Here is an 18,356-nt window from a genome sequence, read left to right on the forward strand (position 1 = left end):
CTGGCGGCGAGATTATGGCACACTTGCCCGGTTAACTCTCGTTCTCAAACAGGTGCGAAAGACGTGAAAATCCTCGTTGATGAAAATATGCCCTATGCCCGCGAACTGTTCAGTCGTTTGGGGGAGGTCAAAGCGGTTCCCGGTCGCCCGATTCCCGTTGCCGAACTGGATGATGCGGATGCCTTAATGGTGCGCTCGGTGACGAAAGTAAATGAATCACTGCTTAGCGGAAAACCGGTTCAATTTGTCGGCACGGCAACCGCAGGCACGGACCATGTGGATGAAGCATGGCTTGCGCAGTCGAAGATCGGCTTTTCCGCAGCGCCCGGCTGTAACGCGATTGCGGTCGTAGAATATGTTTTTTCAGCGTTGCTGATGCTGGCGGAGCGCGACGGGTTTGCGTTACGCGATCGTACCGTAGGCATCGTAGGCGTGGGCAATGTGGGCGGACGTTTGCAGGCACGTCTGGAAGCACTGGGGATCCGCACGCTGCTGTGCGATCCGCCGCGAGCCGATCGCGGTGACGAGGGAGATTTCCGCTCGCTGGACGAACTGGTAGAGCAAGCCGATGTGTTGACTTTCCATACGCCGTTGTTTAAAGACGGACCGTACAAAACGCTGCACCTGGCAGATGATGCGCTGATTAGCCGGCTGAAGCCGGGCACCATTGTGATCAACGCCTGCCGCGGGCCAGTCATCGACAATACGGCATTGCTGAACCGATTGAATGCCGGGCAGTCGCTGAGCGTCGTGCTGGATGTCTGGGAAGGGGAGCCGGATCTCAATGTGGCATTGCTGGAGAAAGCCGATATCGGCACGGCGCACATTGCCGGGTATACCCTGGAAGGAAAAGCGCGCGGCACCACGCAGGTCTTTGAGGCTTTTAGCAAGTTTATTGGTCGCGAACAACACGTTGCGCTCAATACCCTGTTACCTGCGCCGGAATTTGGTCGTATCACACTGCATGGCCCGTTAGATCAGCCAACGCTGAAAAGGCTGGTGCATTTAGTGTATGATGTGCGCCGCGATGATGCGCCGCTGCGTAAAGTCGCTGGAATTCCGGGTGAGTTTGATAAGCTGCGTAAAAATTATCTTGAGCGCCGTGAATGGTCGTCTTTATACGTGATGTGTGACGACGCAACGGCTGCTGCCTTGCTGTGTAAGCTAGGTTTTAACGCTGTTTATCACCCGGCACATTAATGTCTTCTTAATGCTCCCTGTCGAATAATGCGACAGGGACGCTTACGTATTTCTGGAGTAAATCACCATGTCTGAAGGCTGGAATATTGCCATTCTGGGCGCAACGGGCGCCGTAGGCGAAGCCCTGCTCGATACGCTGGCTGAACGCCAGTTCCCGGTCGGTGAAATTTATGCGCTGGCGCGTAATGAAAGCGCGGGTGAGCATCTGCGTTTTAACGGTAAATCGGTCCTTGTTCAGGACGTTGTAGACTTTGACTGGACGCAGGCGCAACTGGCATTTTTTGTTGCGGGCGCTGAAGCCACCGCCGCATGGGTGGAAGAAGCGACCAATGCCGGTTGCCTGGTTATCGATAGTAGTGGCCTGTTCGCGCTTGAGCCGGACGTTCCGCTGGTGGTTCCGGACGTTAACCCGTTCGTACTGGCGGATTACCGCAACCGCAATGTGATTGCGGTCCCTTCCAGCCTGACCAGCCAACTGCTGTCTGCGCTGAAGCCGCTAATTGATGACGGCGGGCTGTCACGTATTACGGTGACCAATATTATTTCCGCTTCCGCTCACGGTAAAAAAGCCGTAGATGCGCTTGCCGGACAGAGCGCGAAACTACTGAACGGCATCCCGATTGACGATGACGATTTCTTTGGCCGTCAGCTGGCGTTCAACATGCTGCCGCTGCTGCCGGATCGCGAAGGTAGCGTGCGCGAAGAGCGTCGTATCGTCGATGAAGTGCGCAAAATTATGCAGGACGACGGGCTGCTTATCTCCGCCAGCATCGTGCAGTCGCCGGTATTTTATGGCCACGCACAGATGGTGAATTTTGAAGCTCTGCGTCCGTTGGCGGCGGAAGAAGCACGCGATGCGTTTTCACGCGGTGAGGACGTAGTGTTGTCAGAAGAGACCTATATCCCGACGCAGGTTGGCGATGCGTCAGGTACTCCGCACCTTTCAGTTGGCTGTGTGCATAACGATTATGGGATGCCGGAACAGGTTCAGTTCTGGTCGGTGGCAGACAACGTACGCTTTGGCGGTGCGTTGATGGCGGTAAAAATTGCGGAAAAACTGGTGCAGGAGTACCTGTACTAATGTCTGACCTGCAACAGCCGTCAACCCATAAAATTGCGCTGGGCATTGAGTATGACGGCAGCAAATATTATGGCTGGCAGCGCCAGAACGAAGTGCGTAGCGTTCAGGAAAAACTGGAAAAAGCGCTCTCTCAGGTGGCGAATGAACGCATCACTGTCTTTTGTGCGGGACGCACGGATGCGGGCGTTCATGGCACAGGGCAGGTCGTGCACTTTGAAACGACTGCCCAGCGTAAAGATGCAGCCTGGACACTGGGGGTAAATGCGAATTTACCTGGTGACATTGCTGTGCGCTGGGTGAAAGCTGTACCCGATGATTTCCATGCCCGATTTAGCGCTACGGCTCGCCGTTATCGCTACATCATCTACAATCATCGGTTGCGCCCTGCGGTTTTAGGTAAAGGGGTAACCCATTACTATGAACCGCTGGACGCTGATCGTATGCATCGTGCGGCCCAGTGTTTGATTGGCGAAAATGATTTTACCTCGTTTCGGGCGGTGCAGTGTCAGTCGCGCACACCGTGGCGTAACGTGATGCACATTAACGTTGAACGTTTTGGTGCATATGTGGTGGTGGATATTAAAGCGAATGCCTTTGTACATCATATGGTCAGGAATATTGTCGGCAGCCTGATGGAAGTAGGCGCCAACAACCAGCCGGAGAGCTGGATAGCAGAACTGCTAGCGGCGAAGGACAGAACGCTGGCAGCGGCAACGGCGAAAGCGGAAGGATTGTATCTGGTTGCAGTAGATTACCCGGAACGGTTCGACCTGCCAAAACCGCCTATGGGCCCGCTATTTCTGGCGGACTAATTTGAGTCGTATAAAGGCAAAACTATGGACCTGATTTACTTTCTTATCGATTTTATCCTGCACATTGATGTGCATCTGGCGGAGCTGGTTGCGGAATACGGTATCTGGGTATACGCGATTCTGTTTCTGATCCTGTTCTGCGAAACCGGGCTGGTGGTGACGCCGTTCCTGCCGGGAGACTCGCTGCTGTTTGTCGCTGGCGCGCTTTCTGCGCTGCCAACTAACGATCTCAATGTTCATCTGATGGTGATGTTGATGATTGTGGCGGCGATTATCGGCGATGCGGTGAACTACACGATTGGCCGTTTGTTCGGTGAAAAACTCTTCAGTAACCCGAACTCTAAAATTTTCCGTCGCAGTTACCTGGATAAAACCCATGCGTTCTACGAGCGTCATGGCGGCAAAACGATTATCCTCGCGCGTTTCGTACCTATTGTGCGTACATTTGCACCGTTTGTTGCCGGTATGGGGCACATGTCCTACCGTCATTTTGCGATGTATAACGTCGCAGGCGCGCTGCTGTGGGTATTGCTGTTCACCTATGCAGGCTATCTGTTCGGCGATCTGCCGATCGTTCAGGAAAACCTGAAATTACTGATTGTGGCGATCATCGTCCTTTCCGTATTGCCGGGCATAATTGAAGTGATTCGCCATAAACGCGCTGCGTCACGGGCTGCAAAATAGAAAGTAACTCAGCGGTTCGACCACTTTTTTATCCAAAGTTTCGGGCTGTTATGTTTTAATGTGCAACATTCATGGTCTGTTAGGGGCAAAAATGGCATTATGCGCCCCTTATAACAAAGCTGACTAGGGTTCAGGCAGAAAGGTCACCAATGAGCTGGATTGAACGAATTAAAAGCAACATTACTCCCACCCGCAAGGCAAGCATTCCTGAAGGGGTGTGGACCAAGTGTGATAGCTGCGGTCAGGTTTTATACCGTGCTGAGCTGGAACGTAATCTTGAGGTCTGTCCGAAGTGTGACCATCATATGCGCATGTCGGCGCGCAATCGCCTGCATAGCCTGTTAGATGAAGGTTCTCTTGTGGAACTGGGTAGCGAGCTTGAGCCGAAAGATGTGCTGAAGTTTCGTGACTCCAAAAAGTACAAAGACAGACTGGCTTCTGCGCAGAAAGAAACTGGCGAGAAAGATGCGCTGGTGGTAATGAAAGGCACGCTGCACGGTATGCCGGTCGTTGCTGCTGCATTCGAGTTCGCGTTTATGGGCGGCTCCATGGGCTCTGTGGTCGGCGCGCGTTTTGTCCGTGCCGTTGAGCAGGCGCTGGAAGATAACTGTCCGCTGATCTGCTTCTCCGCTTCTGGCGGGGCGCGTATGCAGGAAGCGCTGATGTCTCTGATGCAGATGGCGAAAACCTCTGCTGCGCTGGCGAAAATGCAGGAACGCGGTTTACCGTATATTTCTGTACTGACCGACCCAACAATGGGCGGTGTTTCTGCTAGCTTCGCGATGCTGGGCGATCTCAACATTGCAGAACCGAAAGCACTGATCGGCTTTGCTGGTCCGCGTGTTATCGAGCAAACCGTACGTGAGAAACTGCCGCCGGGATTCCAGCGTAGCGAGTTCCTGATTGAAAAAGGCGCTATCGATATGATCGTCCGCCGTCCGGAAATGCGCCTGAAACTGGCAAGCATTCTGGCGAAGCTGATGAATCTTCCTACGCCGAATCCGGATGAGCCGCGTGAAGGCGAGGTGGTACCTCCGGTTCCCGATCAGGAATCAGAGGCCTGATAGTTTACTCTATGGGTTTCGGGTTGCAGGCAGGCGATAAGAGAGTTGATCCCGATGAGCTTACACAGGTAAGTGATTCGGGTGAGCGAGCACAGCCAACGCATCTGCAACGTGAAAAACAACGTGTAAAAAAGGGCAGGCCGGTTGGTGCTGCCCTTTTGCTTTTCTCAACGTAAAGAATCTACAGCCATCATGGACAATAAACGTATTCCTCAAGCCGCGTCGCCCCTGGCATCGTGGCTTTCTTATCTGGAAAACCTACACAGTAAAACCATCGATCTCGGCCTGGAACGCGTAAGTCAGGTGGCGCGCAAACTGGGTGTGTTGAAACCCGCGCCATTTGTTTTTACGGTGGCGGGAACCAACGGGAAAGGCACAACCTGCCGTACGCTGGAATCTGTGCTGACCTCAGCAGGTTATAAAGTTGGCGTTTACAGTTCGCCGCATCTGGTACGCTACACGGAACGCGTACGCGTGCAGGGGCGTGAACTGCCGGAATCAGCGCATACCGCCTCGTTTGCTGAGATTGAAGACGCGCGTGGCGACATTTCCCTGACCTACTTTGAATACGGTACCTTATCGGCGCTCTGGTTGTTTAAACAGGCCCAACTGGATGTCGTCATCCTGGAAGTTGGGTTAGGCGGTCGCCTTGACGCGACCAATATCGTGGATGCCGATGTTGCGGTGGTCACCAGCATTGCGCTTGACCATACTGACTGGCTGGGCCCGGATCGCGAAAGCATTGGTCGTGAGAAGGCGGGAATTTTCCGTGCAGAGAAACCGGCTATCGTCGGTGAACCGGAAATGCCTTACACCATCGCCGATGTTGCGCAAGAGAACGGGGCGATTTTGCAACGCTGCGGCGTGGACTGGCGCTATGCGGTCACGGAGAACGACTGGTCCTTTACGGACGATCACGGTACGTTGGCGCACCTGCCGTTGCCGCAGGTCCCGCAACCTAACGCCGCTACCGCACTGGCAGCACTGCGCGCAAGCGGGCTTAACGTCAGCGAGCAGGCCATTCGTGACGGTATTGAACAGGCGATTTTACCGGGGCGCTTCCAGATTGTGAGCGAGTCGCCGCGGGTGATTTTTGATGTTGCCCATAACCCGCATGCGGCGGAGTATCTGACCGGCCGTCTGAAAAAATTAGTGAAAAGCGGGCGTGTACTTGCGGTTATCGGTATGCTACATGATAAAGATATTGCCGGTACGTTAGCCTGGTTAAAAAGCGTGGTTGACGCCTGGTACTGTGCGCCCCTGGAAGGGCCGCGTGGTGCTACTGCAGAACAACTGCTGGAGCATCTGGGCAAAGGCTATGCCTATGAAAGCGTGGCGCAGGCATGGTCTGCAGCGCTAGCTGAGGCGAAGCCAGAAGATACCGTGTTGGTGTGTGGATCGTTTCACACTGTCGCACATGTCATGGAAGTGATAGACGTGGGGAGAAGCGGTGGCGAGTAAGTTTCAGAATCGATTAGTCGGCACAATTGTGCTGGTCGCGCTGGGGGTAATTGTGCTCCCCGGGCTGCTTGACGGGCAGAAAAAGCATTATCAGGATGAGTTTGCGGCGATCCCGCTGGTGCCGAAACCCGGCGATCGCGATGAACCAGACATGATGCCTGCAGCAACGCAGGCGCTGCCGACGCAGCCGCCGGAAGGGGCGGCAGAAGAGGTTCGCGCGGGTGATGCTGCCGCGCCATCGTTGGATCCGTCACGTTTGACGACGGCAAACAGCGCGGAGTTAGATCCTGTCCCCGCGCCTGTAGAACAGCCGAAACCCAAACCGAAGCCGCAGCCGGTTGCCGTCGCTCCGACGCCAGCACCGGCTCCAGCGCCGAAACCGGCCGCTGTGGAACCGCCAGCTCCGACCGGCAAAGCGTACGTTGTACAGCTCGGTGCGCTGAAAAATGCGGATAAGGTCAATGAGATCGTGGGTAAACTTCGTGGCGCGGGCTTCCGGGTATATACTTCCCCGTCAACGCCGGTGCAGGGTAAAATAACCCGTATTCTCGTAGGACCTGACGCCTCCAAAGATAAGCTGAAGAACTCGCTGGGCGAGCTGCAGAAGATCTCCGGTCTGAGTGGCGTAGTGATGGGTTACACCCCTAATTAAGGGATTGCGCTGTTCACGGCGCTGCTCTTAATTCAGGCCGGATAGGGCGTTTTTACCGCTATCCGGCAGTGCCCGAAGAGGCATAAAACGGTATGGCGTTGAAGATTTTTTCAGCGCCATTTTTATTTACGCGTGGAAAGGAAATCCCTACGCAAACGTTTTCTTTTTCTGTTAGAATGCGCCCCGAACAGGACGACAGGGCGTTAAATCGTGGGACACTTATGGTCTGGATTGATTACGCCATTATCGCGGTGATTGGTTTTTCCTGTCTGGTTAGCCTGATCCGTGGCTTTGTTCGTGAAGCATTATCGTTGGTGACTTGGGGTTGTGCTTTCTTTGTCGCCAGCCATTACTACACTTACCTGTCTGTCTGGTTTACGGGCTTTGAAGACGAACTCGTTCGAAATGGGATTGCTATCGCGATACTGTTTATCGCGACACTTATCGTCGGCGCTATCGTTAACTTTGTGATAGGCCAACTGGTAGAGAAAACAGGCCTGTCGGGTACCGACAGGGTGTTGGGGATCTGCTTTGGTGCTCTGCGAGGAGCGCTGATCGTCGCCGCCATACTGTTCTTTCTCGATACCTTTACCGGTCTGTCGAAAAGTGAAGACTGGAGCAAGTCGCAGCTGATCCCGCAGTTCAGTTTCATCATCAGATGGTTCTTTGACTATCTGCAAAGCTCGTCAAGTTTCTTGCCCAAAGTATAAACTTTGGGTTGTTGCTGAACGAGGAAAAGACGTATGTGCGGTATTGTCGGTATCGCCGGTGTTATGCCGGTAAACCAGTCGATTTATGACGCGTTAACGGTGCTCCAGCATCGTGGTCAGGATGCCGCAGGCATCATCACCATTGATGCCAACAACTGCTTCCGCTTGCGTAAAGCAAACGGAATGGTGAGCGATATTTTTGAAGCGCGCCATATGCAGCGTTTGCAGGGCAATATGGGCATCGGTCATGTGCGTTACCCAACGGCTGGCAGCTCCAGCGCCTCCGAAGCTCAACCTTTTTACGTCAACTCACCGTATGGCATCACGCTTGCCCATAATGGCAACCTGACCAATGCGCATGAGCTGCGTAAAAAGCTGTTTGAAGAAAAGCGCCGCCACATCAATACCACTTCAGACTCTGAAATTTTGCTGAATATTTTCGCCAGTGAGCTGGATAACTTCCGCCATTATCCGCTGGAAGCCGATAATATTTTTGCTGCTATTGCGGCAACCAACCGCCAGATCCGCGGCGCCTATGCCTGCGTGGCGATGATTATCGGCCACGGTATGGTTGCCTTCCGCGATCCTAACGGTATCCGTCCGCTGGTACTGGGTAAACGCGATATCGGGGATGGTCGTACCGAGTATATGGTGGCCTCCGAGAGCGTGGCGCTGGATACGCTGGGCTTTGAATTCCTGCGCGATGTTGCACCTGGCGAAGCGGTGTATATCACCGAAAAAGGTCAGCTGTTTACTCGCCAGTGTGCCGATAACCCGGTCAGCAATCCGTGCCTGTTTGAATACGTTTACTTCGCACGTCCTGACTCCTTTATCGACAAGATTTCCGTCTACAGCGCCCGTGTAAATATGGGTACCAAGCTTGGCGAAAAAATTGCTCGTGAGTGGGAAGATCTGGACATTGACGTGGTGATCCCGATTCCGGAAACCTCCTGCGATATCGCGCTGGAAATTGCCCGTATTCTCGGTAAGCCGTACCGTCAGGGTTTTGTGAAAAACCGCTACGTGGGTCGTACCTTTATCATGCCCGGCCAGCAGCTGCGCCGTAAATCCGTGCGCCGTAAGCTGAACGCCAACCGTGCGGAATTCCGTGATAAAAACGTGCTGCTGGTGGATGACTCCATCGTGCGCGGTACCACCTCGGAACAGATTATCGAGATGGCGCGTGAAGCCGGAGCGAAGAAAGTGTATCTGGCCTCTGCGGCCCCGGAAATTCGCTTCCCGAACGTTTATGGTATCGATATGCCTACGGCGACGGAGCTGATTGCTCATGGTCGCGAAGTGGACGAGATTCGCCAGATAATCGGTGCAGACGGTCTTATCTTCCAGGATCTGAACGATCTGATTGAAGCGGTCCGCGCTGAGAACCCGGATATTCAGCAGTTTGAATGTTCAGTGTTTAATGGCGTGTACGTCACCAAAGACGTCGACCAGCAATATCTCGATTTCCTTGACTCCCTGCGTAATGACGATGCCAAAGCAATTTTGCGTCAGAACGAAGCGGAAAACCTCGAGATGCATAACGAAGGGTAATGTTCTGTTGCAGGTCAGGACACATAGAGTGGACTGACTTGCAACTGCGCATAAAAACCTGCAAAGTCAGCCCTGAAGCAAGTAAGGGCGAAAAAATGAAACGACTCATTGTAGGGATTAGCGGTGCCAGTGGCGCGATTTATGGCGTGCGCCTGCTGCAGGTTTTGCGTGACGTTACTGATGTGGAAACCCATCTGGTGATGAGTGCTGCTGCCCGACAGACGCTGGCGCTGGAAACAGACCTCTCTGTACGCGACGTGCAGGCACTGGCGAATGTAAATCACGATACGCGCGATATCGCCGCCAGTATCTCTTCCGGCTCTTTTCAGACCGCCGGAATGGTAATATTACCTTGTTCAATCAAAACGCTTTCAGGCATCGTCCACAGTTACACCGATGGGCTGCTTACCCGTGCGGCAGACGTGGTGTTGAAAGAACGCCGCCCGCTGGTGCTGTGCGTGCGTGAAACGCCCCTGCATCTGGGGCATCTGCGACTGATGACGCAGGCGGCAGAAATTGGCGCGGTGATTATGCCGCCAGTCCCGGCATTCTATCATCGCCCGCAAACGCTAGATGATGTGATTAATCAAACAGTTAACCGCGTACTCGACCAGTTTGATATCTCCCTTCCACAGGATCTGTTCACCCGCTGGCAAGGGGCGTAAAACCGTTCCATCAGCGTGCAAAGAAACATCCGTTGCCCTGTTTCAGGGCAATTTTGTAACCGCGATCATATCCTCAACATTTAATTCGTTAAAACTCAACGAAACGCTGCGGTTCAACCGTCAGACCTGCTATCTTCAAAATCAGGACATTATTGCAACGTTTTATTAACATATTTAACGTCGAATATCCTCATCGACGCGAAAATGGCATAAGACCTGCATGAAAAAGTCTGCAAACACACAACACAACGTAAAACATAATAAAACTACGCCACTTGAGGGTTATGTATGAAGAAGACGGTTCTTGCTTTGTCTTTGCTGGTAGGACTCTCCGCCACCGCGGCCAGCTACGCAGCACTTCCGCAGACGGTTCGTATTGGTACAGATACAACGTACGCACCTTTTTCCTCTAAAGATGCCAAAGGCGACTTTGTCGGCTTTGATATCGATCTGGGAAATGAGATGTGTAAGCGCATGCAGATCAAATGTACCTGGGTAGCCAGCGACTTTGACGCGCTGATCCCGTCGCTGAAAGCGAAAAAGATTGATGCCATCATCTCCTCGCTTTCAATTACTGAGAAGCGTCAGCAAGAGATTGCGTTCTCAGACAAGCTTTACGCAGCAGACTCACGTCTGATCGCCGCGAAAGGTTCCCCAATTCAACCAACTCTGGATTCCCTCAAAGGTAAACATGTTGGCGTACTGCAAGGCTCGACTCAGGAAGCCTATGCTAATGACAACTGGCGCAGCAAAGGCGTAGATGTAGTGGCCTATGCGAACCAGGACCTTATCTATTCTGACCTGACAGCGGGTCGTCTGGACGCGGCGTTGCAGGATGAAGTCGCGGCCAGCGAAGGCTTCCTGAAGCAGCCTGCCGGTAAGGACTACGCTTTTGCTGGTCCGTCGGTGAAAGATAAAAAATACTTTGGTGACGGCACCGGGATTGGCTTGCGCAAAGATGATGCAGAGCTGAAAGCTGCTTTCGATAAAGCGCTGGGCGAACTGCGCAAAGACGGCACCTACGACAAAATGGCGAGCAAGTATTTTAACTTCAATGTCTACGGCGATTAATACGCCGCAGCGGGGAATGGACTGCACCATTGCGGGTAACCATTACGGTGCATAATAAATTCAGTGCACTGTTTTGGTGCTTTTGTCGCTGTCTTAATAAGCATGAGTGCATACTTAAGCGCTTTTCATGCAAATAAATACCGCCTACAGGGTAGAATGCTTTGCCTTGTCGGCCCGATTAATGGCACGATAACTGCACCTGGTCCTGTAAAGATCCCCTATAAAAGACAGTCTGTTGAGGATAGTTATGAAAAAACTGGTGTTGTCTCTTTCTCTGGTCCTGGCTTTCTCCAGTGCTACCGCAGCATTTGCAGCCATTCCGCAAAAAATTCGTATCGGTACCGATCCTACTTATGCGCCGTTCGAATCGAAAAATGCACAGGGTGAATTAGTCGGTTTTGATATCGATCTGGCTAAAGAGCTGTGCAAACGTATCAATACACAATGTACCTTCGTGGAAAACCCGCTGGACGCGCTTATCCCTTCGTTAAAAGCGAAGAAAATCGATGCGATTATGTCCTCGCTTTCCATCACTGAAAAACGTCAGCAGGAAATCGCCTTTACCGACAAGCTTTATGCAGCCGACTCGCGTCTGGTTGTCGCTAAAGATTCTGCTATTCAGCCAACCATTGAGTCGCTGAAAGGTAAACGTGTTGGCGTGCTGCAGGGCACGACTCAGGAAACCTTCGGCAACGAGCACTGGGCGCCAAAAGGCATTGAAATTGTCTCTTATCAGGGGCAAGACAATATCTATTCTGACCTGACTGCCGGGCGTATTGATGCTGCTTTCCAGGATGAAGTCGCGGCCAGCGAAGGCTTCCTGAAACAGCCGGTCGGTAAAGATTACAAATTCGGCGGCCCATCTGTAAAAGATGAGAAGTTATTCGGCGTGGGTACCGGTATGGGGCTGCGCAAAGATGATAACGAACTGCGCGAAGCACTGAACAAAGCCTTTGCCGAGATGCGAGCTGACGGTACTTACGAGAAGCTGGCGAAAAAGTACTTCGATTTTGATGTTTATGGCGGTTAATCACCGCAGGTGCTGATAAAGCCCGTAGATTTTTGACGTGTTGAATTTATGCCTGATGGCGCTGCGCGTATCCGGTCTACAGTGATTTTGTAGGCCGGATAAGGCAAAGCCGCCATCCCGCATTTAACAGTTTGTCTGAAATCAAAAGAGGCTTATTACTCCACCACACACGACAGGACAGGCAGCATGTTGTATGGCTTTTCAGGTGTTATTTTACAGGGCGCAATTGTTACGCTGGAGCTGGCACTTAGCTCGGTGGTACTGGCGGTTCTGATAGGCCTTGTCGGCGCGGCAGCAAAGCTGTCGCAAAGCCGGGCGCTGGCGCTTATTTTCGAAGGGTACACAACGCTTATCCGCGGCGTGCCCGATCTGGTCTTAATGCTGCTCATCTTTTACGGATTACAAATCGCGCTGAATACCCTTACCGATGCAATTGGTATCAGCCAGATTGATATCGATCCGATGGTCGCGGGTATTATTACGCTCGGGTTTATCTACGGAGCCTATTTTACCGAAACATTTCGTGGCGCATTTATGGCCGTGCCAAAAGGCCATATTGAAGCCGCGACGGCATTCGGTTTTACCAGTTCACAAATATTTCGCCGCATTATGTTCCCGGCGATGATGCGCTATGCCTTACCGGGAATTGGCAACAACTGGCAGGTCATTCTTAAGGCCACGGCTCTGGTATCGTTGCTCGGCCTGGAAGACGTGGTGAAAGCCACTCAGCTTGCCGGAAAAAGTACCTGGGAGCCGTTCTATTTTGCCGTAGTGTGCGGGGTCATCTATCTGGTGTTTACCACTGTTTCTAATGGTGTGCTGCTGTACCTTGAGCGCCGCTATTCTGTGGGTGTGAAGAGGGCTGACCTGTGATTGAGATTATTCAGGAATACTGGAAGTCCCTGCTGTGGACCGACGGATATCGCTACACCGGCGTGGCTATCACCCTGTGGCTTCTGATTTCGTCGGTGGTGATGGGCGGGATACTGGCGCTGTTTTTGGCAATTGGTCGTGTTTCCAGTAATAAATTTATCCAGTTTCCCATCTGGCTGTTCACCTATATTTTTCGTGGGACGCCGCTGTACGTCCAGTTGCTGGTGTTTTATTCCGGGATGTATACGCTGGAGATAGTCAAAGGCACGGACTTCCTCAACGCATTTTTCCGCAGTGGGCTAAATTGCACCGTGCTGGCGCTGACGCTGAATACCTGCGCCTATACCACGGAGATTTTCGCCGGGGCTATTCGTTCCGTACCCCATGGTGAGATTGAAGCCGCGCGCGCTTACGGTTTCTCGTCGTTTAAACTGTATCGCTGCATTATTTTGCCTTCCGCGCTGCGTATTGCGCTGCCGGCTTACAGCAATGAAGTTATTTTAATGCTGCACTCCACGGCGCTGGCATTTACCGCAACGGTGCCTGATTTGTTGAAAATCGCCCGCGATATCAACTCGGCAACGTATCAGCCGTTTACCGCCTTCGGTATTGCCGCTGTTCTGTATTTGATTATTTCGTATGTCCTGATCAGTCTGTTCCGTAAAGCGGAAAAACGCTGGTTGCAGCATGTATCCTCTAAATGATTCGAGTAACACGATGTCTGAAAATAAATTAAACGTTATCGATTTACATAAGCACTACGGCGAACATGAAGTGCTGAAAGGGGTATCGCTGCAGGCCAATGCGGGTGATGTTATCAGTATTATTGGCTCGTCAGGTTCCGGTAAAAGTACCTTCCTGCGCTGCATTAACTTTCTCGAGAAACCGAGCGCCGGGTCGATTGTCGTCAGTGGTCAGAACATTGGTCTGGTACGCGACAAAGACGGCCAGCTTAAGGTTGCAGACAAAAATCAGCTGCGCTTGCTGCGCACGCGACTGACGATGGTCTTTCAGCACTTTAATCTGTGGAGCCACATGACGGTGCTGGAAAACGTGATGGAAGCGCCGATCCAGGTGTTGGGGCTGAGCAAGCAGGAAGCTCGCGAACGTGCGGTGAAGTATCTGGCGAAAGTGGGTATTGATGAGCGCGCTCAGGGAAAATATCCGGTGCATCTGTCCGGTGGTCAGCAGCAGCGTGTCTCCATTGCTCGTGCGCTGGCGATGGAACCGGAAGTGTTGCTGTTTGATGAACCCACGTCGGCACTTGACCCGGAGCTGGTGGGCGAAGTGCTGCGCATTATGCAACAACTGGCCGAAGAGGGAAAAACCATGGTGGTCGTGACCCACGAAATGGGGTTTGCCCGTCATGTCTCCACGCACGTGATTTTCCTGCATCAGGGGAAGATTGAAGAAGAGGGCGATCCGGAGCAGGTATTTGGTAATCCGCAAAGCCCGCGTTTGCAGCAGTTCCTCAAAGGTTCGTTGAAGTAAGTCACCTGCCCGGAGGCGCTACGCTTTCCGGGCCTGGGATTTTAGCGCGTCGCACTCCAGACGATAAACCCAGTCGTCGTAGGCGATACCATCAATCTCATACGCCTTTTCCAGTACCTGCGTACGCACGAACCCCGTTTTTTCCAGAATCCGTATTGAGCCCTTATTATCCGCCAGTGCGTAAGCATTTATCGCTGTGACCGCCGCGTGCTCGAAGGCGTACTGGCACACCGCGCGTACGGCTTCGCTGGCAATACCTTTCCCCTGCGCCTGTGGCAAGATGGCGTAGCCGAGGTCGGCTTCATGCGGGTAGAGATGGCTGATTTGCAGACCAATATCGCCGAGCGGCGTCGGGTTGTTGTGCTCGCGGATGACAAAAGTGTGCTGTGCGGCAAGGCGTCTGGCGAATAACAGACGCGTATCTTTCACCGGGGCGATGTTGCCCATATAGCGCATGACTTCAGGACATTCACGTAGTTTCTGGAAAAATGACCAGTCAGAAAACTGAAACAAAGAGAGGGTAAGTCGGGGAGTCGAAATTATCGCCATAACGTCGCCATTGCAGAAATCTGGCCTATAACCTTACCACCACAACGGCGACCGTGAATAGCGCTTAGGGGTTATCGGATGACATCCTCCAGCGCTTCTTCTAAATCGTACCAGCGAAACGCGAAACCGGACGCTTCCAGGCGTTTTGGCAACGCTCGCTGCCCGCCGAGAACCAGCACTGAAGATTCGCCCATCAGCAACCGCATTGCGGTGGCGGGAACGCGCAGAATGGCAGGACGGTTCAGGGCGTGGCCCAGCGCGTGGGCAAACTGCTCATTGTGCACCGGGTACGGTGAAACCATATTGAAGGGACCGCGCAGATCGTTATCCAGCAGCCAGAGAATTCCGTTGACCATATCATCAATATGGATCCAGGCCATATACTGGCGTCCGTTGCCAATTGGTCCGCCTAAGCCAAGACGAAACGGCGGGACCATTTTCGCCAGAATGCCGCCAGCAGAGGCCAGTACCACGCCGGTGCGCAGCATACACACGCGGGTTTTTTCGCTTTGCGCGGTGCTGGCAATTTGCTCCCAGCGGGCGCACAGCTTATGGGTAAATTCGTTATGCGGCGGCTCTTCTTCTGTGACCACCACTTCGCCTAAATCGCCGTAGTAACCGGTAGCGGAACCGGAGATTAGCACTGCGGGCGGTGTCTCGCTGGCATTGATTAAATCGACCAGCTTCTGCGTAATGACCCAGCGGCTCTGACACAGGCGTTCCTTTTGCTGGGCACTCCAGCGCTTGTCCGCAATCGGCTCTCCGGCAAGGTTAATGACGGCATCAATGTCATTGAGATTTTGCCGCTCTTCCAGCCCTTTGGACAGCGTAACCCGGGAGTCGAGAATCTGACGTGCCTTATCAGGAGAACGGGTCACTACGGTTATCTGATGCCCCAGCTCCAGCAAGCGGGGGATCAGATGACGTCCAATCAGGCCAGTACCGCCGGTAATCAGAATCTGCATGTCGCCTCCCGGGTTATGTTTTAGCGCTGCCAGCTCAGCGTCATAGAGACTGAGTCGGCGTAACGTAATGCGTGAAGTTTATCTATCTCTACTTGAGCATAAGTGACCCAGTGATGTTCGCGTGCGATATCGAGCACATCTTGAGTTAATTTTTCTAACAATGAGAAGCGGTTACCCTCCACGTGGGCAATGATGCTCTTGGTGATAGTGCGATAATTCAGCGCGTCGTTGATATCTTCACTGGTACGGGCTTTGTCTGCCGGATAGTGAATGGCAATGTTGATGACGATATCCTGGCGGTTAAGGATCTCCTCTTCTTTAATGCCGATAAAAGTGCGCAGACGAAGGTTTTTTATACGAATAATTGCGTCAGGTTGTGACATTGCAGGTTTCCTCCATGTATGAACCTTTGCATGATACACGAGAACCGAATCGCGTCACCGCTTCTCACTTTGTGCTTGTTGCATGGCGCGTTCCGTTGCGGGACGCGTACGGATGCGTTCATGCCAGTTATTGACCGCCGGGTAGTTGTCGAGGTCGATGCGCTGACGCTGATGGGCGTGGATCCACGGCCAGCAGGCAATGTCGGCAATGCTGTAGTGATCGCCTCCCAGCCAGGGGGACGTTTCCAGACGTTTATTCATCACGTTGTAAAGGCGCTGGGTTTCAACCTGGTATCTTTCAATGGCGTAGGGAATCGTTTGTGGGGCGTAGTGGCTAAAATGATGATTCTGACCGAGCATGGGTCCGAGGCCGCTGACCTGCCAGAACAACCACTGCAGCGTAGTGTGGCGTTCACGTAACTCACCGCTCAGCAGCTTACCGCTCTTTTCCGCCAGATAGAGTAAAATTTCTCCGGACTCAAACAGGCTGATGGGCTTTCCGCCGTCTACCGGGGTACTGTCGATAATGGCCGGGATTTTATTGTTTGGTGAGATTTGCAGAAAATCAGGGTGAAACTGGCTACCTTTGCTGATATCGACATGAATCAGACGGTATTGCAGCTGCGCCTCTTCAAGAAACAGCGTTATTTTGTGACCGTTTGGCGATGGAGTGTAATAGAGATCGATCATTTTCAGCGTCCGTTTTGTCATGAACCGGGTCATAACAAGTATAGAGCCTGTTGGCGTGCGTGAGTTTTCATCAAGTGACAGTGAGAGAAAGACTCTATATTTTGAAGGCAAGCCAATACATTTCAGAGGACATTATGAGCAAATCTGCAATTACGCTGTGGTCAGATGCCAATTTTTTCTCCCCTTACGTGCTGTCTGTTTATGTCGCTCTGCAAGAGAAAGGACTGCCTTTTACGCTGAAAACCGTTGATCTCAACAGCGGCGAACACTTGCAACCTTCATGGCAAGGGTATGCGTTAACGCGGCGCGTACCGGTGCTTGAAATCGACGGTTTCGAGCTGAGCGAATCATCAGCGATAACTGAGTTCCTGGAAGAGAGCTTTGCACCACCGCAGTGGGAGCGTATCTACCCACACGATGTGCAAAAGCGCGCGCGGGCGCGCCAGGTTCAGGCGTGGATCCGCAGCGATCTGATGCCTATCCGTGAAGAACGCTCAACGGACGTAGTTTTTGCTGGCGTGAAGAAAGGTCCGTTAAGCGAAGCGGGAAAAGTCAGTGCGGAGAAATTGTTCGCCACTGCGAGCCATTTATTGAGCCACGGGAAGCAGAATTTATTTGGCGAATGGTGTATTGCCGACTGCGATTTAGCGCTAATGCTGAATCGTCTGGTCCTTAACGGCGATGAGGTTCCCGAAGCGCTTGCAGAATATGCCGCCTTCCAGTGGCAGCGCGCTTCAGTCCAGCGTTTTATCGCGCTTTCAGCGAAGCGTTCCTGCTGAAAAACGGGGCGTAATCCAGTATCATTACAAAGTACTTTTCAACGAGGAGTGAGTGATGAAACTGATGTTCGCATCGGACATTCATGGTTCGTTGCCAGCCACGGAACGCGTACTTGAACGGTTTGCCGCAAGCGGTGCGCAATGGCTGGTGATATTGGGTGATGTTTTAAACCACGGACCGCGTAATGCGCTCCCGGAAGGCTATGCGCCTGCGCAGGTTGCTGAGCGGTTGAATGCGCTGGCAGCGCGGATTATCGCGGTGCGTGGCAATTGTGACAGCGAAGTGGATCAGATGCTTCTGCATTTTCCGATGACCGCGCCGTGGCAGCAAATTCTGACAGAAAACCAGCGACTCTTTTTGACGCACGGGCATCTTTTTGGTCCGCAAAATATGCCGGCACTCAACGTGGGAGATGTGCTGGTTTATGGGCATACACATTTGCCCGTCGCTGAGCGTCAAGGGGATGTTTACCACTTCAATCCCGGCTCGGTAAGCATCCCGAAAGGGGGCTTTGCGGCAAGTTACGGGATTCTGGATGATAATGTTCTCAGCGTAATGGCACTCAATGATCAAAGTGTTATTGCACAGGTCGAGATTAATCCGTAATTTACCCCACAAACATAAACGCGCCGTAAGAGCGCAAG

Annotated in this window: 21 protein-coding genes; 17 read left to right on the forward strand and 4 right to left on the reverse strand. The window is 52.7% G+C overall.

The features are described from left to right. Positions 1–63: 63 nt before the first annotated feature. The 15 genes from pdxB (at position 64) to hisP (ending at position 14,345) form a co-directional block, all read left to right on the forward strand. Positions 64–1,200, forward strand: a complete 1,137-nt coding sequence (gene pdxB / locus HV237_RS07745) for a 4-phosphoerythronate dehydrogenase PdxB (protein ID WP_016153863.1) — start codon at positions 64–66, stop codon at positions 1,198–1,200. 67 nt (positions 1,201–1,267) lie between these two features. Beyond that, on the forward strand, positions 1,268–2,281 hold the full coding sequence (locus tag HV237_RS07750; RefSeq protein WP_016157051.1) for an aspartate-semialdehyde dehydrogenase: 1,014 nt from the start codon (positions 1,268–1,270) through the stop codon (positions 2,279–2,281). Then, complete coding sequence (truA, locus tag HV237_RS07755) at positions 2,281–3,093, forward strand: tRNA pseudouridine(38-40) synthase TruA (RefSeq protein ID WP_047358767.1); 813 nt, start codon at positions 2,281–2,283, stop codon at positions 3,091–3,093. The genes HV237_RS07750 and truA overlap by 1 nt, the downstream gene beginning before the upstream one ends. A 24-nt stretch (positions 3,094–3,117) precedes the next feature. Beyond that, complete coding sequence (locus HV237_RS07760; RefSeq protein WP_016153860.1) at positions 3,118–3,777, forward strand: DedA family protein; 660 nt, start codon at positions 3,118–3,120, stop codon at positions 3,775–3,777. 149 nt (positions 3,778–3,926) lie between these two features. After that, complete coding sequence (gene accD, locus HV237_RS07765) at positions 3,927–4,841, forward strand: acetyl-CoA carboxylase, carboxyltransferase subunit beta (RefSeq protein ID WP_016153859.1); 915 nt, start codon at positions 3,927–3,929, stop codon at positions 4,839–4,841. 192 nt (positions 4,842–5,033) lie between these two features. After that, entirely contained in the window at positions 5,034–6,302 is a 1,269-nt protein-coding gene (gene folC, locus HV237_RS07770; protein ID WP_047358766.1) for a bifunctional tetrahydrofolate synthase/dihydrofolate synthase, read from the forward strand. Further along, complete coding sequence (dedD, locus tag HV237_RS07775) at positions 6,292–6,954, forward strand: cell division protein DedD (RefSeq protein ID WP_016153857.1); 663 nt, start codon at positions 6,292–6,294, stop codon at positions 6,952–6,954. The genes folC and dedD overlap by 11 nt, the downstream gene beginning before the upstream one ends. Positions 6,955–7,175: 221 nt before the next feature. Next, on the forward strand, positions 7,176–7,664 hold the full coding sequence (gene cvpA / locus HV237_RS07780) for a colicin V production protein (RefSeq protein ID WP_005129678.1): 489 nt from the start codon (positions 7,176–7,178) through the stop codon (positions 7,662–7,664). Between the two features lie 33 nt (positions 7,665–7,697). Next, positions 7,698–9,215 (forward strand): amidophosphoribosyltransferase, encoded by a 1,518-nt coding sequence (gene purF, locus HV237_RS07785; RefSeq protein WP_005129677.1) that lies wholly within the window; start codon positions 7,698–7,700, stop codon positions 9,213–9,215. Positions 9,216–9,310: 95 nt separating this feature from the next. Further along, positions 9,311–9,880: a UbiX family flavin prenyltransferase gene (locus HV237_RS07790; protein ID WP_019077299.1), complete on the forward strand. Its 570-nt coding sequence runs from the start codon at positions 9,311–9,313 to the stop codon at positions 9,878–9,880. A 288-nt stretch (positions 9,881–10,168) separates the two neighbouring features. Beyond that, positions 10,169–10,951, forward strand: coding sequence for a lysine/arginine/ornithine ABC transporter substrate-binding protein ArgT (gene argT, locus HV237_RS07795; RefSeq protein WP_006683634.1), 783 nt, complete (start codon positions 10,169–10,171; stop codon positions 10,949–10,951). A 247-nt stretch (positions 10,952–11,198) separates the two neighbouring features. Next, entirely contained in the window at positions 11,199–11,981 is a 783-nt protein-coding gene (gene hisJ, locus HV237_RS07800) for a histidine ABC transporter substrate-binding protein HisJ (RefSeq protein WP_003028120.1), read from the forward strand. Positions 11,982–12,167: 186 nt separating this feature from the next. After that, the gene (locus HV237_RS07805; RefSeq protein WP_016153853.1) at positions 12,168–12,854 is read left to right on the forward strand and encodes a histidine ABC transporter permease HisQ; all 687 of its coding nucleotides are present in this window, start codon (positions 12,168–12,170) and stop codon (positions 12,852–12,854) included. Beyond that, entirely contained in the window at positions 12,851–13,558 is a 708-nt protein-coding gene (hisM, locus tag HV237_RS07810) for a histidine ABC transporter permease HisM (protein WP_003028116.1), read from the forward strand. The genes HV237_RS07805 and hisM overlap by 4 nt, the downstream gene beginning before the upstream one ends. Before the next feature lie 13 nt (positions 13,559–13,571). Next, complete coding sequence (gene hisP, locus HV237_RS07815) at positions 13,572–14,345, forward strand: histidine ABC transporter ATP-binding protein HisP (RefSeq protein ID WP_043017062.1); 774 nt, start codon at positions 13,572–13,574, stop codon at positions 14,343–14,345. An 18-nt stretch (positions 14,346–14,363) separates the two neighbouring features. Here hisP and HV237_RS07820 read toward each other — a convergent pair whose 3' ends face one another. From HV237_RS07820 to yfcG, 4 genes are all read right to left on the reverse strand, one after another. Beyond that, positions 14,364–14,894 carry a GNAT family N-acetyltransferase gene (locus tag HV237_RS07820; protein ID WP_072050783.1) on the reverse strand — a complete coding sequence of 177 codons (531 nt, stop codon included), beginning with the start codon at positions 14,892–14,894 and terminating at the stop codon, positions 14,364–14,366. Between the two features lie 71 nt (positions 14,895–14,965). Continuing rightward, positions 14,966–15,859, reverse strand: coding sequence for a TIGR01777 family oxidoreductase (locus HV237_RS07825; RefSeq protein ID WP_047358789.1), 894 nt, complete (start codon positions 15,857–15,859; stop codon positions 14,966–14,968). A 20-nt stretch (positions 15,860–15,879) separates the two neighbouring features. Next, on the reverse strand, positions 15,880–16,242 hold the full coding sequence (folX, locus tag HV237_RS07830; RefSeq protein ID WP_016153849.1) for a dihydroneopterin triphosphate 2'-epimerase: 363 nt from the start codon (positions 16,240–16,242) through the stop codon (positions 15,880–15,882). 54 nt (positions 16,243–16,296) lie between these two features. Beyond that, entirely contained in the window at positions 16,297–16,932 is a 636-nt protein-coding gene (gene yfcG, locus HV237_RS07835; RefSeq protein WP_047359235.1) for a GSH-dependent disulfide bond oxidoreductase, read from the reverse strand. A gap of 134 nt (positions 16,933–17,066) precedes the next feature. Here yfcG and yfcF point away from each other — a divergent pair, with 134 nt between their 5' ends. Then, complete coding sequence (yfcF, locus tag HV237_RS07840) at positions 17,067–17,711, forward strand: glutathione transferase (protein WP_016153847.1); 645 nt, start codon at positions 17,067–17,069, stop codon at positions 17,709–17,711. A gap of 55 nt (positions 17,712–17,766) precedes the next feature. Further along, entirely contained in the window at positions 17,767–18,318 is a 552-nt protein-coding gene (gene yfcE / locus HV237_RS07845) for a phosphodiesterase (protein WP_016153846.1), read from the forward strand. Positions 18,319–18,356: the final 38 nt, after the last annotated feature.

This window comes from Citrobacter sp. RHBSTW-00570, from assembly GCF_013739755.1.
GTDB classification, from domain to species: Bacteria; Pseudomonadota; Gammaproteobacteria; order Enterobacterales; family Enterobacteriaceae; genus Citrobacter; species Citrobacter braakii.